12 protein-coding genes are annotated in these 14976 nt (G+C 70.4%); 9 read left to right on the top strand and 3 right to left on the bottom strand.

The window, feature by feature from the left end; genetic code table 11:
* Positions 1 to 104: 104 nt before the first annotated feature.
* A complete protein-coding gene (locus ACIOEW_RS32450; protein ID WP_401968192.1) occupies positions 105 to 596 on the top strand; it encodes a GNAT family N-acetyltransferase in 492 nt (163 codons plus the stop codon).
* Positions 597 to 689: 93 nt separating this feature from the next.
* Here the strand turns inward: ACIOEW_RS32450 and ACIOEW_RS32445 are convergent, their stop codons facing one another.
* Entirely contained in the window at positions 690 to 3035 is a 2346-nt protein-coding gene (locus ACIOEW_RS32445; RefSeq protein WP_401968189.1) for an AbfB domain-containing protein, read from the bottom strand.
* 97 nt (positions 3036 to 3132) lie between these two features.
* Entirely contained in the window at positions 3133 to 5580 is a 2448-nt protein-coding gene (locus tag ACIOEW_RS32440) for an RICIN domain-containing protein (RefSeq protein ID WP_401968186.1), read from the bottom strand.
* Between the two features lie 513 nt (positions 5581 to 6093).
* Between ACIOEW_RS32440 and ACIOEW_RS32435 the strand changes: the two genes are divergently transcribed.
* The 7 genes from ACIOEW_RS32435 (at position 6094) to ACIOEW_RS32405 (ending at position 13827) form a co-directional block, all read left to right on the top strand.
* A complete protein-coding gene (locus ACIOEW_RS32435) occupies positions 6094 to 7179 on the top strand; it encodes an ABC transporter substrate-binding protein (RefSeq protein WP_326734578.1) in 1086 nt (361 codons plus the stop codon).
* A 168-nt stretch (positions 7180 to 7347) separates the two neighbouring features.
* Positions 7348 to 9018 carry a sugar ABC transporter ATP-binding protein gene (locus ACIOEW_RS32430; protein WP_362552815.1) on the top strand — a complete coding sequence of 557 codons (1671 nt, stop codon included), beginning with the start codon at positions 7348 to 7350 and terminating at the stop codon, positions 9016 to 9018.
* Entirely contained in the window at positions 9015 to 9989 is a 975-nt protein-coding gene (locus ACIOEW_RS32425) for an ABC transporter permease (RefSeq protein ID WP_401968183.1), read from the top strand. Before ACIOEW_RS32430 ends, ACIOEW_RS32425 begins: the two co-directional genes overlap by 4 nt.
* Entirely contained in the window at positions 9986 to 11026 is a 1041-nt protein-coding gene (locus ACIOEW_RS32420) for an ABC transporter permease (RefSeq protein WP_362552809.1), read from the top strand. Before ACIOEW_RS32425 ends, ACIOEW_RS32420 begins: the two co-directional genes overlap by 4 nt.
* A gap of 97 nt (positions 11027 to 11123) precedes the next feature.
* Positions 11124 to 12158, top strand: a complete 1035-nt coding sequence (locus tag ACIOEW_RS32415) for a LacI family DNA-binding transcriptional regulator (RefSeq protein WP_362552806.1) — start codon at positions 11124 to 11126, stop codon at positions 12156 to 12158.
* Between the two features lie 103 nt (positions 12159 to 12261).
* On the top strand, positions 12262 to 13341 hold the full coding sequence (locus ACIOEW_RS32410; protein WP_401968179.1) for an aldose epimerase family protein: 1080 nt from the start codon (positions 12262 to 12264) through the stop codon (positions 13339 to 13341).
* Positions 13342 to 13410: 69 nt separating this feature from the next.
* On the top strand, positions 13411 to 13827 hold the full coding sequence (locus ACIOEW_RS32405; RefSeq protein WP_362552947.1) for a thioesterase family protein: 417 nt from the start codon (positions 13411 to 13413) through the stop codon (positions 13825 to 13827).
* 7 nt (positions 13828 to 13834) lie between these two features.
* Here the strand turns inward: ACIOEW_RS32405 and ACIOEW_RS32400 are convergent, their stop codons facing one another.
* Entirely contained in the window at positions 13835 to 14410 is a 576-nt protein-coding gene (locus tag ACIOEW_RS32400; RefSeq protein WP_401968177.1) for a YdeI family protein, read from the bottom strand.
* Positions 14411 to 14559: 149 nt separating this feature from the next.
* Here ACIOEW_RS32400 and ACIOEW_RS32395 point away from each other — a divergent pair, with 149 nt between their 5' ends.
* The gene (locus ACIOEW_RS32395) at positions 14560 to 14943 is read left to right on the top strand and encodes an ArsR/SmtB family transcription factor (RefSeq protein ID WP_401968175.1); all 384 of its coding nucleotides are present in this window, start codon (positions 14560 to 14562) and stop codon (positions 14941 to 14943) included.
* Positions 14944 to 14976 lie beyond the last annotated feature (33 nt).

Below are 14976 nucleotides of genomic sequence, written 5' to 3'. Positions count from 1 at the left end.
GACGCGCACACGACCCGGACTCGCAACCGCTGCACCCTCATGGCGACCGGGGGCACCGGGACGGCACGGTGTGTGAGGACGGAGAAAACCGAGAAAGGGGAGAGATGGAGACCCGTCGCCGTCGCGACGACGATCTGGCCGCATGCGTCGAGGCGCTGGCCACCGTGCACGAGGCGGACCGCTACCCGGCCCAGTGGCCGGCGGACCCGGGACGCTGGCTGACGCCCGACGGCATGCTGGACGCCTGGGTGGCCGCGGCCGGCCCGGACGTCCTGGGGCATGTGGCACTGACCTGTACCGACCACGTCCTGGCGGCGCAGACGGGACTTCCGCCGGAGGAACTGGCCTCGGTGGGACGGCTGTTCGCCACGGCTTCGGCCCGCCGTCGAGGCGTGGCGCGTGTGCTGCTCGACACCGCGACGACGGCTGCGGCAGCCGAGGGCCTGCGAGCGGTGCTGGAGGTGGAGGACGGCGGCAGGGCAGCCATCGCTCTCTACGAACGCACGGGGTGGCGCCGTGTCGGCAGCCGCCCGGGCGACTGGACGACGGCCGACGGCCGGACGGCGCTGCTGCACACGTACGTGGCCCCGGCCTGAATGCGTCGGCCGGAGTGACGCGGTGGAGCCACGGCCCGGACTCGACGCAGGAGCGTCGAGTCCGGGCCGTGGCCGGGGACAGGTGGCGTCAGGTCACGGCGCCCAGGGTGCCTCCACCGCCCAGGTGGTGTCCTCGGTGAAGGTGGCCGGGTTGTCCCAGGCGTGCGTACCGCCCGGCGTGGCCAGCCACACCTCCGAATCGATGTGGCGCAGATAGCTGCCCGGCAGATTGGCGCTGGACAGCCGCACCCCGCCCGTGCCGGCGACCGCACACCACGTGGCGTCGGCCTTGAAGAGCGCCGAGCCGTCGTCGGCGTCGCGCCTGACGCGGAAGTCCCGGTGACGGAGGTACTCCCCGGGATAGTTGCGGGACTCCAGCGAGTAGCAGTTGCTGTTGGCCAGCCCGGTGACGATCTTCCAGGTGGCGTCGCTTTTCAGCAGCGCACCGCTCGCTCCGTCGACGACCGCGGTGAACGCGAGTGCGTCCTGGTGGCGCAGGTACTTGTCGGTGTACCCCGGGGTCGTGACCCGGAGGGACTTGTACTGCCCGGTGGGCAGGGTCACCGGTGGGGCGGGATTCCGAGAGGCGTTGATGAGGGCCTGGTTCGCGGCTCGGACCCGCGCCGCGTCCACCTTGACCACTTGGCGGTCGTAGGTCAGCAGGCCGTTCGCCTCGTTCTCTACGTCGGTGATCTCCGTGTAGACGGAGGCGGAGAGGCCCGCAGGCAACTGTCCGACGCGGATGCTGTCGAGCAGTCCGACGAACCGGTTGTTCAGCGCGGAGACGCTCGCCTGGTCCTCGTAGCTGAATCCGCCGCCGGGGAACCACTCGTGGCCGGGCACCTTGTAGCCGAGGCCGCCGAACTCACCGAGCACGGCCGCCCTGGTAGCGGTCGGCGCGGTGTTGCCCGGTCCCACGTAGACGTGGTTGTCGATGACGTCCCCGTTGCCGCCGTCCACCGAGCCGCAGCAGTTCACGCCGCTCATGTTGTTCACCAGCCTGGACGGGTCGTACGCCTTCACCTCATCGGCGATCCGCGCCTGGTCGTACTGCCCCCAGCCCTCGTTCTGGTCGACCCACATCACCAGCGAGGGCGAGCTGCGGTGCTGGTCGATGACCGCGTGGAACTCGGCCTCCCACTGGGTGCGGGCCGCCGTGCCGGGGCTCTTGCCGGTGTCCATGGCGGGCATGTCCTGCCAGACCAGCAGGCCGAGCTTGTCCGCCCAGTAGAACCAGCGCTGCGGTTCGACCTTGATGTGCTTGCGGACCATGTTGAAGCCGAGGTCCTTGTGCGCCTGGAGGTCGGACTTCAGGGCGGCGTCGGTCGGCGCGGTGTAGATGCCGTCCGGCCAGTAGCCCTGGTCCAGGGTGCCGGTCTGGAAGACGAACTTCCCGTTCAGGACCGGGCGCAGGACGTTGTCGACCTTCGCCACGGCGATCGACCGCATGCCCGCGTAACTGCCGGCCGAGTCGGTGACCGCCGACCCGTCGAGCAGCTCCGCCCTCACGTCGTACAGGTACGGGTCCTCCGGGCTCCACAGATGCGCGTTCGGCACCGGTACGGAGATGTCGGAGCCGACGGTCCCGGTGGCCGTGCCGACCACGGTCCCGCCGCTGGAGACGGTGATCCGGGCACTGCGCCCGGCCGCGGCGGCGCCCTGCACCTTCACGCGCAGGGTGCTGCTGCCGAGGTTCGGTGTCATGTCCAGGCGGGTGATGTGGGCCGCCGCGACCGGCTCGAGCCAGACCGTCTGCCAGATGCCGGAGGCCGCCGTGTAGAAGATGCCGCCGCCGCTGTGCGGCTGCACGTCGTTGATGCGCTGCTTGCCGACGGCCTGGCCGCCGGTCTGCGTCGGGTCGTACACGGAGACCACGACGGTGTTCGTCCCGCCGTTGAGCTGCGGGGTGATGTCGTACGCGAACGAGTCGTAGCCGCCCTTGTGTACCCCGGCCTGCGTGCCGTTGACCCACACCGTGGTCTGCCAGTCGGATGCGCCGAAGTTGAGTACGACCCGGCGCCCGTTCCAGTCGGCGGGCACGGTGAAGGTGCGCTTGTACCAGAGCTTGTCGTTCTCGGTGATCTTGCGCTGGATGCCGGAGAGGGCGGACTCGGCGACGAACGGCACCCGGATCTGATCGGGGAACGACGCGGGCTGCCCGGCGTCACGGCCGGTCACCGCGAAGTCCCAGATGCCGTTGAGGTTGGCCCATTCGGGGCGCGTCAGCTGGGGGCGCGGGTATTCGGGCAGCGGCTTGTCGACGGGGACCTGGCTGGTCCACGGCGTCGTCATGGGAGAGGGCTTGGGGGCCCAGGACGCGGCGCCGGCCTGCGTCGAGCCGGCCCCGACCAGCGCGGTGGACACCAGCGCCAGCAGTCCGGTCGTGGCGATCGTGCGTCTCCACCACGGCCCTCGGCCGGGCGTACGTAAACGGCTCATCGGTCGTCTCCTTCGTTCGGTCGGCCCCCGCATGGGGGAAACTCCCCGCGCCGGGCGGTGCGGGGAGCAGTGCGGGATTGCGTGGAACAGCCAGGGGTCAGACGAGCTGCCAGAGGTGGTCGTCGGTGCCGTTGTCGTCGAACTGGACGACGTGGGCGCTGTCGGCGGTGGACATGTTGTCGACGCCGAGGACCTTGCCGGAGTGGCGGTTGCGGATCCGGTACCAGTCGTCGCCCTCGGGGACCAGCTGCCAGAGGTGGTCGTCGGTGCCGTTGTCGTCGAACTGGACGACGTGGGCGCTGTCGGCGGTGGACATGTTGTCGACGCCGAGAACCTTGCCGGAGTGGCGGTTGCGGATCCGGTACCAGTCGTCGCCCTCGGGGACCAGCTGCCAGTCGTGGTCGTCGGTGCCCGTGTCACCGAACTGGACGACGTGGGCGCTGTCGGCCGTGGACATGTTGTCGACCCCGAGGACCTTGCCGGAGTGGCGGTTGCGGATCCGGTACCAGCGGTCGGAGAGCCAGGGCTCCGCACCTGGGCCAGCTGTGGGGAAGGACGTGATACGCAGCCGCGCCGCGCCCATGGGGACGAGCGTGATCTCCTCCACCGGCTCGGTGCTGCGGGCCGGACCGTCCTGGAGCGGGGCGACGACGTGCTCGCCGTCCGCAGTCCATTCCGGAATCCGGCGGGCCTTCGCGGTCATGGTCAGCGGGGTGCCGTCGAGCGTGAAGGGGTTGGCGTCCCTGACGTGGCGGACCGTGTGGTGGCGCAGCGAGGAGGCCGGCTTCCGGTCGTCGAGGACGAGCCCGTAGTTCCACGGACTCGTGGCGTGCACCGCGTACTCCGGGAACTGGTCGGTGCCGCCGATGCGCTGGTACTCCTCACCGATCCGCAAGGAGTACGTGAGCGGTCCGCGGTCCACGCTCACGGCTCCGTGGTTCTGCTCCCAGGTGCGGACCGTGGTCTTCTGCGGGAAGCGGAGCGTCACCTTGTCGCCGTCTGTCCAGGTGCGGTCGACCCGGGTGAAGGCGGGTCCGGCGGGGGCGTCGACCGGACTCCCGTTGACCGCGATCTCCGGGCTGTCGCACCAGGCGGGAACGCGCATCACCAGGGGGAATCGCAGGCGCTTCGGTGACTTCAGGGTCAGGGTGACCGTGTCCGTGAAGGGGTAGCCCGTCTCCTCGGTGACGGTGACCTCGGTGCCGTCCGCGACCTTCGCCGTGACCTCGCAGCTCGCGTACATCGCGGCGGCGAGACCGCCGTCGGGGGTGGCGAGCCACAGCTCCTCGACGAAGTAGGGCCAGCCCATGCCGTAGTTGTGCGGACAGCAGCGGTACTGGTCGACGCCGGGCAGGAACGCCTGCATGGCGAAGCCGTTCTGGAACTGCCTGCCGGTCTTGGGCACATTGTCGAGATCGACGCTGTTGGCGCTGGTGATGTAGTGGACCGCCCTGCCTGACGGGTCGAGCGAGGCGGGCAGCGAGTTGAACGCCAGCTCCTCGCAGCGGTCGGCCCAGAGCGGGTCGCCGGTGATCCGGGTGAGCAGCTGGTGGCTGGCCATGAACTCGACGATTCCGCACGTCTCGAAGCCCTGCCGGGGATCGCCGTGCCCGGGGCGCGCGTTCTCGTCCCCGGCGAAGCCGCCGCCGGGGAACTGTCCGTACTGGTTCATGGCCTTGCCGTACGTCCCGTACGTGTTCCGGGTGTCGTCGGCCGAACCGCTGCGCAGAGCGTACTGGGCCGGCTCGCGGAAGCCCTGCGCGATGTTCACGTTGTGCAGGTTGACCAGGTTGTCGCCCCAGTCGGCGCCGTTCGCGTGGATCTTGTCGGCGAGGTCCAGGAGGAAGGTGTCGCCGGTGCGGTTGAAGAGCCAGAAGACGCTGTCCAGGCCGTCGCCCCAGCGCAGGGCGATCCAGCTGGTGTTGAAGGCGCCGGGCCCCTGCGCGTTCATGTACCGGAAGAACCGGCTGAGGAACGGGATGACACGGGTGTCGCCGGAGTACTCCTGCCAGGAGCGCAGGGCCTGTACCAGCGGCAGGAAGGGCCAGAAGTCCGGGCCGCCGTTCAGGGACGTACGCAGCGGCTTCGGTCCGAAGAAGCCGTCGGACTGCTGGGTGGCGAGAATCGCGTCGAACCAGCGGCGCACGGCGGCCAGGGCCTTGGCGTCACCGGTCACGATCGCGAGGTCGGTGTAGCCGCGCAGCCAGTACGGGACCTCCTCCCAGCCGCCGAGCTCGGGGCGGACCCATCCGGTGGCGGTGAAGTCCAGGAAGTGCGAGAACTCCTCGTAGCGGCCGCACAATCCGTCCAGCTGGAGCTTCAGCTGTCCCGCCAGCCAGCCGCGCGCGGTGACGCGGCCGGGCGGGAGCTTGAGGAACGCGGTCGGGTGCAGGGGCGCGGCATTGGGGGAGTAGTGGCCGCCATTGGCCGGCTTCGCCCGGTGCTCGGCCGCGGTCGCCGTGGTGGCCCAGCGGCCGGACGCGGCTGTGGTCGCGGCGACGGTGGCCAGCGCACCGGCCATGAGTTGTCTGCGGTTCAGGGGCATGGAGGGCTCCTGCTCTCGGCCGGCCGTTCGGGGCTCCGGCTCGGGTTCGGCACATGACATGTGCGGGTCTGCCATGACGCCCACCGGCCCCCGGGGCGGGTTCCGGACGCGCGCATGGCAAGGCACGCCGTCGCGACCGGAGGGGTGGCGCGGCACCGTGCTTGCAACGTTGGAAAAGTGGCTACCGGCGGTATGACAGCACGTCGTCAGGCGACTGTCCAGGGGTGCGGCGGCAGCTGGTGGGCGGGAGCCGTCCGTCGGTGCCGCGTGACTCCGACACATTTTGGAAACGCATCGACAACGCTCTTGCCGCCTGCGCCACGGCGCCTATATAACGTTGTAAACCGAGCCGCCGAGAGGCCGCGCAGACTCTCACGACCGCAGTTCGTCCAGCTAGCGGGGTCGTGAGGAATGCAGTGACATCAGCCGCCGAGCGGCAGCCGATGCATCGTCCAGCCATGCCCGACCGCACGCCCATCGGCGTGCCGTCATCCCGCCAAGGAGCTCCCGCGCATGATGATCCAGCGCCGAACCCGTACCCTCGCCGTGGCCTGCCTCCTCGCCGCCACCGCCACGCTGGCCGCCTCCGGCTGCTCCAAGTCGGAGACCTCGGACACCGCGACCACCGACAGCAGCCAGGGCGCCCAGGCGGCCAAGTCCCCGGAGTCCTCTTCCGGTTCAGGCTGCTCGCTGCAGACCTACGGTGCGCCGAAGCTGGACCTGAAGAACGCCGTGGTCGGATTCTCCCAGTCGGAGAAGGAGGCCAACCCGTTCCGGATCGCCGAGACCCAGTCCATCAAGGACGAGGCCAAGAAGGTCGGCGTCAAGAAGCTGCTCACCACCAACGCCCAGTCGCAGCTGTCCAAGCAGATCAGCGACATCCAGGACATGCTGTCCCAGGGCGCCCAGTTCCTCATCGTGGCCCCGCTGAACTCCGACGGCCTGGAGCCGGCACTGAAGGCCGCCGCCGCCAAGAAGGTCCCGGTCCTCACCATCGACCGCAAGGTCAACTCCACTGCCTGCAAGGACTACGTGGCCTTCCTCGGCTCCGACTTCGTGGAGCAGGGCAAGCGTGCCGCGGACGCGATGATCAAGACGACCGGCGGCAAGGGCAAGGTCGCCATCCTCCTCGGCGCCTCGGGCAACAACGTCACGACCGACCGCACCAAGGGCTTCGTCGACCAGCTCAAGGCCAAGGCCCCCGGCCTGGAGATCGTCGCCCAGCAGACCGGTGAGTTCGCCCGGGACAAGGGACAGCAGGTCATGGAGCAGCTGATCCAGTCCAAGCCCGACATCACCGCCGTCTACGCGGAGAACGACGAGATGGGCCTCGGTGCCGTCACCGCGCTGAAGGCCGCCGGCAAGAAGCCCGGCAAGGACGTCAAGATCGTCTCCGTCGACGGCACGCGCAACGCCGTCCAGGCCCTGGTCAACGGCGAGTACAACGCCGTCATCGAGTCGAACCCGCGCTTCGGCCCGCTGGCCTTCGCGACCGCCCAGAAGTTCTACGGCGGCGAGGAGATCCCGGAGAACGTCATCATCACCGACCGCGCGTACGACGAGTCCAACGCCAAGGCCTCACTCGGCGGCGCGTTCTGACCGAGACCGGCCCCACCTGCCCGGACGGACGGCCGCCGGCCGCGTACTGATCCGTACGCGGCCCCGGCCCGTACCGGACCTGCCGGACCCCCTGCCGCCGTGACGCTGCCACCCGTCACGGCGGCCCCGGGCCCACACCCTTGGAAGAGCGGAAGGCCAAGAACAGCCATGGCACCACCCGAAGCAGTACCGCAGCCGCCGCAGTCGGCCGCCGACGCGAAGGAGGCACCCGTCCCGGCCGCCGACGCGCGACCCGCCGCCGGGCCCGGCGCCGGGCCGGACTCCGCGGCCGTCCTCGAAGCCCGCTCGGTGAGCAAGCGATTCCCCGGCGTCGTCGCCCTCGACGACGTCTCCTTCTCCCTGCGCGCCGGGGAGACCCACGCACTCGTGGGGGAGAACGGCGCCGGGAAGTCCACCCTGATCAAGGTGCTGACCGGCGTCTACCGGCCCGACGAGGGCGAACTGCGGCTGGCCGGTGATCAGATCGCCTTCGCCCGGCCGTTCGAGGCACAGCAGGCAGGCATCTCCACGATCTACCAGGAGGTGAACCTCGTCCCGCTGATGAGCGTGGCGCGCAACATCTTCCTCGGCCGTGAGCCCAAGAACCGGCTCGGCCTGATCGACTTCGCCCGGATGCACCGCGAGACGACCGAACTGCTCGACGGCTTCGGCGTACGCGTCGACCCGAAGAGGCCCTTGCACACCCTCGGCATCGGCACCCAGCAGATGGTCGCGCTGGCCCGCGCCGTCTCGGTCAACGCCCAGGTCGTCATCATGGACGAGCCCACCTCCTCGCTGGAGCCGCGTGAGGTCGAGACCCTCTTCCGGGTCATCGAGGACCTGCGCGCCCGCGGCATCGCCGTGCTCTACGTCAGCCACCGCATGGACGAGCTCTACCGGATCTGCGACCGCGTCACCGTGCTCCGCGACGGCCGCCACATCCACACCGGGGACCTCGCCGACCTCGACCGCATGCAGCTCGTCTCGATGATGCTCGGCCGCGACATGGCCGAGGTCCGGCGCTCCGGCCTCACCAACTTCGGCTCCGAGGGCCACGACGCCTCCCGTACTCCCGTGCTCACCGCGACCGGCCTCTCGCGCGACCACCAGCTCCACGACATATCCCTGTCGTTGTACGCAGGTGAGGTGCTCGGCCTCGGTGGACTCCTCGGCTCCGGCCGCAGCGAGACCGCGAAGGCCCTGGCCGGCGCACTGAGCCTGGACTCCGGCGAACTGAGCATCGGCGGCCGCACTCTGCGCCGCCTCACCTCCGCGGGCGCCATCCGGGCAGGCATCAGCCTGCTGCCCGAGGACCGCAAGGCCGAAGGCATCGTGCCGGGCCTCTCGGTCCGCGAGAACATCGTGCTGGCCGCGATGCCCCGCCTCTCCCGTGCCGGCATCGTCTCCCGTGCCAAGCAGGACCGCATCGTCGACATCTTCATGAAGCGGCTGCGGATCAAGGCCGCGAGCCCCGAGCAGAAGGTCGGCGAGCTCTCCGGCGGCAACCAGCAGAAGGTCCTGCTGGCCCGCTGGCTCTGCCTGGAGCCCAAGGTCCTGCTGCTCGACGAACCCACCCGCGGCATCGACGTCGGCGCCAAGGCCGAGGTCCAGAGTCTCATCGACGACCTCGCCCGCGAGGGCCTCGCCGTCCTGCTCATCTCCTCCGACATCGAGGAACTCATCGAGGGCGCCGACCGCATCGTCGTCCTGCGCGGAGGTGCGGTCGCGGGCGAACTGGCGGGCGACGAAGTGGCGGAGAGCCATCTGCTCGAAGTCCTCGCCGACCACTCACCGGCACTGGCAGGCAAGGCCCCGGCCGCCAAGGAGGACCCCCGATGACCCAGGCCGCACTCACCACCCCCGCACCCCGGCCGCTCGCCCGGCTGCGCGACCCCGCCTGGTACCAGGAGTACGGCGTCTATCTCGCCGTCGCGGTCGTCCTCCTCTTCAACGCCCTGTTCACCGAGCACTTCATGACCGCGGACAACCTCCGCACCCAGCTGGTGCAGGTCGCGCCCATCGTCATCGTCGCCCTCGGCATGGCGCTCGTGATCGGCACCGAGGGCGTCGACCTCTCCGTCGGTTCGACCATGGCGCTGGCCACCGCGCTGCTGCCGCTGTACCTCGGGTACGGACTGGTGCCCGCCCTCGTCATGGCGCTGCTGGCCGGAGCCGTCGTAGGCGCGGTCAACGGCTCACTGGTCTCCCTCGTCGGGCTGCAGCCGATCGTCGCCACCCTCGCCCTGTTCGTCGGCGGCCGCGGCCTGGCCCTGGTCATGGCGGACGGTCAGCTCAAGCAGATCGTCAACCCCGACCTGCTGTCGCTCGGCACCGGCTCCTTCCTCGGCATTCCGCTGGTCGTGCTCATCGCCGCCGTCCTCGCGGTCGCCGTCGCGTTCCTGGTCCAGCGCACCACCTTCGGCCGCCAGGTCGTCGCCATCGGCGGCAACCGCTCCGCAGCCGCCCTCGCCGGACTTCCCGTACGCCGCGTGCTCATCGGTGTGTACGTGCTCTGCGGCGTCCTGGCCGCCCTGGCGGGCATTCTGGCCACCGCCCGGCTCACCGCCAGCGACCCCTCTTCGCTCGGCACCCTCATGGAACTCTCCGCCATCACGGCGGTCGTCGTCGGCGGTACCCCGCTCAACGGAGGTTCCATCCGGGTACTCGGCACCGTCGCCGGCGCCCTGCTGATGCAGCTGCTGCGCGCCACCCTCGTCAAGCACGACCTGCCCGACTCCACCGCACAGATCGCCCAGGCGGCCATCATCATCGCCGCCGTCTACGTCGCCCGGGAGCGTCGGTCCCGATGAACGAAACCTCACCCGCCCCCGCGGTCCGGACCCCGGCACCGCTGAAGACACCGACAGCGGCCGGCGGCGCATCCCGCCCCGCGGCCGGGCAGCGCATCGCCGAACTCCTCCAGCGCCAGGGCGTGCTCGCGGTCCTGCTCACGGTCGTGATCGTCGCGTCCTTCATCTACCCGACCTTCGCCACGCTGGACAACGCCCGCGGTGTGACCATCCAGGCCTCGTTCCTGGCGGTGGTGGCACTCGGCATGACCATGGTCATCATCACCGGCGGCATCGACCTGTCCGTCGGGTCCGTCTTCGCCCTGGGCGGTGTACTCGCCGCCTGGGCCTCGCAATGGGGCTTCCTGACAGCCCTGTTCGTCCCGCTCCTGGCGTGCGGTGCCATCGGACTGCTCAACGGCTTCCTCGTGGCCCGCGCCGGGATGGCACCCTTCATCGTCACGCTCGCCACCCTGCTCGGGGCACGCGGCCTGCTCCTCGCGTTCACCGACGAGGGCGCCACCACCTATCTGGTTCCCAAGGGCTCCGCCTTCGCCGAGCTCGGACAGGGCAGCGTCTGGGGCTTCGGCTACCCGATCCTGATCGCCCTGGTGCTGTTCGGCATCGGCGGACTGCTCCTCCAGCGCACCTCGTTCGGGCAGACGCTCTTCGCGGTCGGCGGCAGCAGCGACGCGGCCACGCTGATGGGCCTGCCCGTCGCCCGTACCAAGATCCTCGTCTACACGCTCAGCGGGCTCCTGGCCGGACTCGCCGGCGCGCTCAACGCCGCCAGGCTCTCCTCCGGCGTCACCATCGTCGGCGTGGGCATGGAGCTCGACGCGATCTCCGCCGTCGTCATCGGGGGCACCCTCCTGATCGGCGGCGCAGGATCGATCAGCGGCACGCTCTGGGGCGTACTGCTGCTGGCCGTCATCCAGAATCTGATCAACCAGATCGGCTCGCTGAACTCCTCGTACCAGTCGGTCGTCAGCGGAGGGTTCCTTATCGTTGTCGTCGTGGCCCAGCGCTATCTGGCGCGCAGCCGCAGAACCACCTGATCCGGAGCCGGGGCCGCAGCCCCGGCACCGTTCGAGCCGAACCGGCAGAGCCGGGCCACCGCGCGTCAACACGCGACAAGTCGATTCAGGGAGTGCCGTGGGCGTCAGCCTCAAGGACGTTGCGCAACGGGCGGGCGTGTCCATCAAGACCGTGTCGAACGTGGTGAACAACTATCAGCACGTCACACCGAAGATGCGGGCCAAGGTGCAGCAGGCCATCGACGAGCTCGGCTACCGGCCGAACCTCACCGCACGCCATCTGCGCAAGGGCCGCACCGGCATCATCGCCCTCGCCGTCCCCGAGTTCGGCAACCCGTACTTCGCGGAGCTGGCCGGAGAGGTCGTCGACGCGGCCGCCCGGCACGACTACACCGTGCTGGTCGACCACACCGGCGGACTTCGGGAGAAGGAGCTCCTGGTCAGCCAGGGATTCCGGTCCCATGTGATCGACGGCCTCATCCTCAGCCCGATCCATCTGGAGACCGAGGACCTGATGGCACGCACCGAGACCGCGCCCCTGGTGCTGCTCGGGGAGCGCGAGTACGAGGCTCCCTACGACCACATCGCCATCGACAACGTGGCGGCGTCCCGCGAGGCCGTGCGCCACCTCATCGACCACGGCCACCGCCGGATCGCCTTCCTCGGCTCGCGCACCGGCCGGGAGCGCCAGCCGGCCCATCTGCGGCTGCGCGGCTGGCGCGAGGAGCTCGCCGCCGCGGGCATCGAGGCCGACGAGTCGCTCGTCGTGGTCACCGACGGCTACGGCCGCGAGGACGGGGCCGCCGGCATGGCCGCCCTCCTGGACCGCGGGGAACGGCCCGACGCCGTGTTCGCGTACAACGACCTCATCGCCATCGGGGCGATGCGCACCCTCTCCGAACGGGGGCTGCGCATCCCCGAGGACGTGGCCGTCGTCGGGTTCGACAACATCGAGGAGAGCCTCTACGGGGCCACCACGCTCACCACGGTGGCCCCGGACAAGGAGGCCATCGCCCGGCTGGCCGTCGACAGCCTCGTCGAGCGCCTCTCCGGCAACCCGGTGTCCGAACCCCGGCGCCCCCGGCCCGGATACCGCCTCGTCGTCCGCGAATCCACCGTTGCCCGGCCCCCCGCCGAGCCCGCCGGACCGTAGCTCCGGCGCCGGACTTCCTCTGCCTCATGGGGAGTCCGGCGACTTGTTCAGGGCCCGCCGTCCCCCGCCCCGCCCGGCCGTCCGCTCGTCCCAAGGATCTCTGATGCCTCGCCCCACCGTGAACCGCACACCGTTCGGCGCCCACGGGCCCACGGACGTCGATGTCTGGACGCTCGACTCCGGAACCGGGGTCCGGGCCGAGATTCTCACCTACGGCGGCATCCTGCACCGTCTCACCGTGCCGGACACCGGGGGCGCGCCCGCGTCGGTGGTGCGGTCGCTGGTCTCCCTCGACGACTACACCGGCAAGAACCCGTTCTTCGGTGCCCTCATCGGACGCTTCGCCAACCGCATCGCGCGGGGCCGCTTCGTCCTCGACGGGGTGGCGTACCGGATCCCGGCCACCGACCGGGGCCACGCCCTGCACGGCGGCCCGGACGGCTTCCACACCCGCGTCTGGCAAGCCGCCGGTGAGGCCACCGACACGGCCGCGGTGCTCCGGCTCACCCTGCACAGTCCCGACGGCGACATGGGCTTCCCCGGTGCGCTGGACGTCGCCGTGACGTACACCCTCGACACGGCGGGCACCCTCGCCCTCGACTACACCGCCACCACGGACCGGCCCACCGTCGTCAACCTCACCAACCACGCCTACTTCGACCTCGCCGCACAGGGCGACATCCGCGGGCACACGCTCCAGGTGGACGCCGGAAGCTACCTCCCCGTCGACGACGAGGGCATCCCGGAAGGCCCCGCCGAGGCGGTGTACGACACCCCGTTCGACCTCACCGCCCCGCACGGCATCGGAGAACGCATCGCGCTCCCGGACGAGCAACTGCGCCGAGCCGGCGGCTTCGACCACTGCTGGGTCCTCGACGGTTCCGGCACACCGGCCGGCCTGCGCCGGGCAGCCCGGCTGACCGCCCCCGGCGCCGAGCGGATCATGGAGGTGTGGACCACCGAACCGGGCATCCAGGTCTACACCGCCAACCAGCTGGACGGCACCCTGGCCGCCCCCGACGGCGGGCGTCACGAACGCCACAGCGCCGTCTGTCTGGAGACCCAGCACCTGCCCGACTCACCCAACAGGCCCGGCTACCCCGGCACCGTCCTGCGCCCCGACGAAGTCTTCTCCAGCCGCACCGAGCTGAGGTTCCCGCACCTCACCGCGGCGACGGACTGAACCGACGCGCCACCCGGGCGGGCGGGCCGGTGCGGGAATGCGGGAATGGGACAGGCTGTTTCGATGTCCATGACCTTTTTTGTGGACGTGACCGTACGGGGCTACGAGCTCGATACGCAGGGACATCTGAACCAGGCCGTCTATCTCCAGTACGCCGAGCACGCGCGCTGGGAGCTGCTGCGGGCCGCCGGACTGCCCCAGGAGAAGCTGCTGGCCGATGGAGTGGGGCCCGTCGCGCTGGAGGTCACGGTCAAGTTCCGCAGGGAGCTGCGGGGCGGGGAACGGGTACGGGTCTCCTGCCGGTTCGACTACGGGCAGGGAAAGACGTTCACGGTCGCCCAGCAGATCCTCAAGGAGGACGGCACGGTGGCGGCCGAGATCACGGGCGTGGCCGGCATCCTCGACCTGACGACGCGCAGACTGGTCGCCGACCCCGCCGGTCGGCTCGCCTCGCTCGCCAAGGACCCGGAGCTGCTGAGCGGCTGACCCGACGTCAGCGGACCTTCCGGCCCGCCGCCAGAGAGGCCACGGCCCTCTGGAGGCGGGCCGTCCTGACTTCGGGGCTCGTCGCCGTCATGAGACGCAGGAGCACCAGATAGCGGTCCGACCTGCTGAGCTGCTCGTAGAAGAGCCGCGCCGGCTCGTCCGCCTCCAGGGCCGCGGCGAGGTCGGCCGGGACGGTGGCCTTGCTCTGTGAGGGGTACGCCGCCGCCCACCGCCCGTCCGACTGTGCCGCCTCGACCTCGGCGAGGCCTGCCGCACGCATCCGCCCGGCTTCGGTCAGCGCCTCGACCTTCTCCACGTTGATCAGTGACCACGGGCTCCGGCGGCGGTGGGGCGTGATCCGCTGGAGGTAGTACACCTCGTCGAAGGACTTGCGCTGCCCGTCGATCCAGCCGAAGCACAGCACGGAATCGATGACTTCGGCAGCACTCACCGACTCCACGCCGGAGTTGCGCTTGGCGATCTTCAACCAGAGCCCGGTCCGGTCGGCGTGGTGCTGCTCAAGCCATGATTCGAGCTCGGCGGTCCGCGCGAAGGGACGTGCGCTCTGCGGGGTGTCCGTCATCCGACTGCGCCTCCTGAGGGGGCCGGGCCCGTGCCCGGCTTTCACACCACGCTATTCGTCCATCAGGTCGGATTCTGTCCTCATTCGGCTAACTACGACAGGGCTCGTATTATGGTGAGCCCCGGACGAAGCGACGATGCGGAGCGACCGTGACCCCTGCCAGCGCCACCGACCAGGCAGTCACCGCCCCGGCAGCCGGCGCCCGCACGCTGGCCCATCCCGCGCGGGGCGAGATCAGGCTGGAGTCGGTCCTGCACGCGCTCTCGGACCCGGTGCGTCTGTGTGTGGTCCGCGAACTGGCTGCCGCCGACGACGAGCTCACCTGCTCCCGGTTCGACCTCCCGGTGACCAAGTCCACCAGCACGCACCACTTCCGGGTGCTCCGCGAGAGCGGCATCGTCCAGCAGATCTACCGCGGGACGGCCAAGATGAACGGGCTCCGGCGCGAGGACCTGGAGGCGCTCTTCCCCGGGCTGCTCGACCGCGTGCTCGAAGCGGCGAACCTCCAGGCGGACCGCCTCGAGGCGGGCTGACGGTCCAGGGCTGCTCCAGGCCGGCCACCGCGC

It is taken from the genome of Streptomyces sp. NPDC087901 (genome assembly GCF_044742205.1).
In the GTDB taxonomy this organism is placed as follows: Bacteria; Actinomycetota; Actinomycetes; order Streptomycetales; family Streptomycetaceae; genus Streptomyces.
This window is presented reverse-complemented; position numbering and strand designations above follow the sequence as displayed.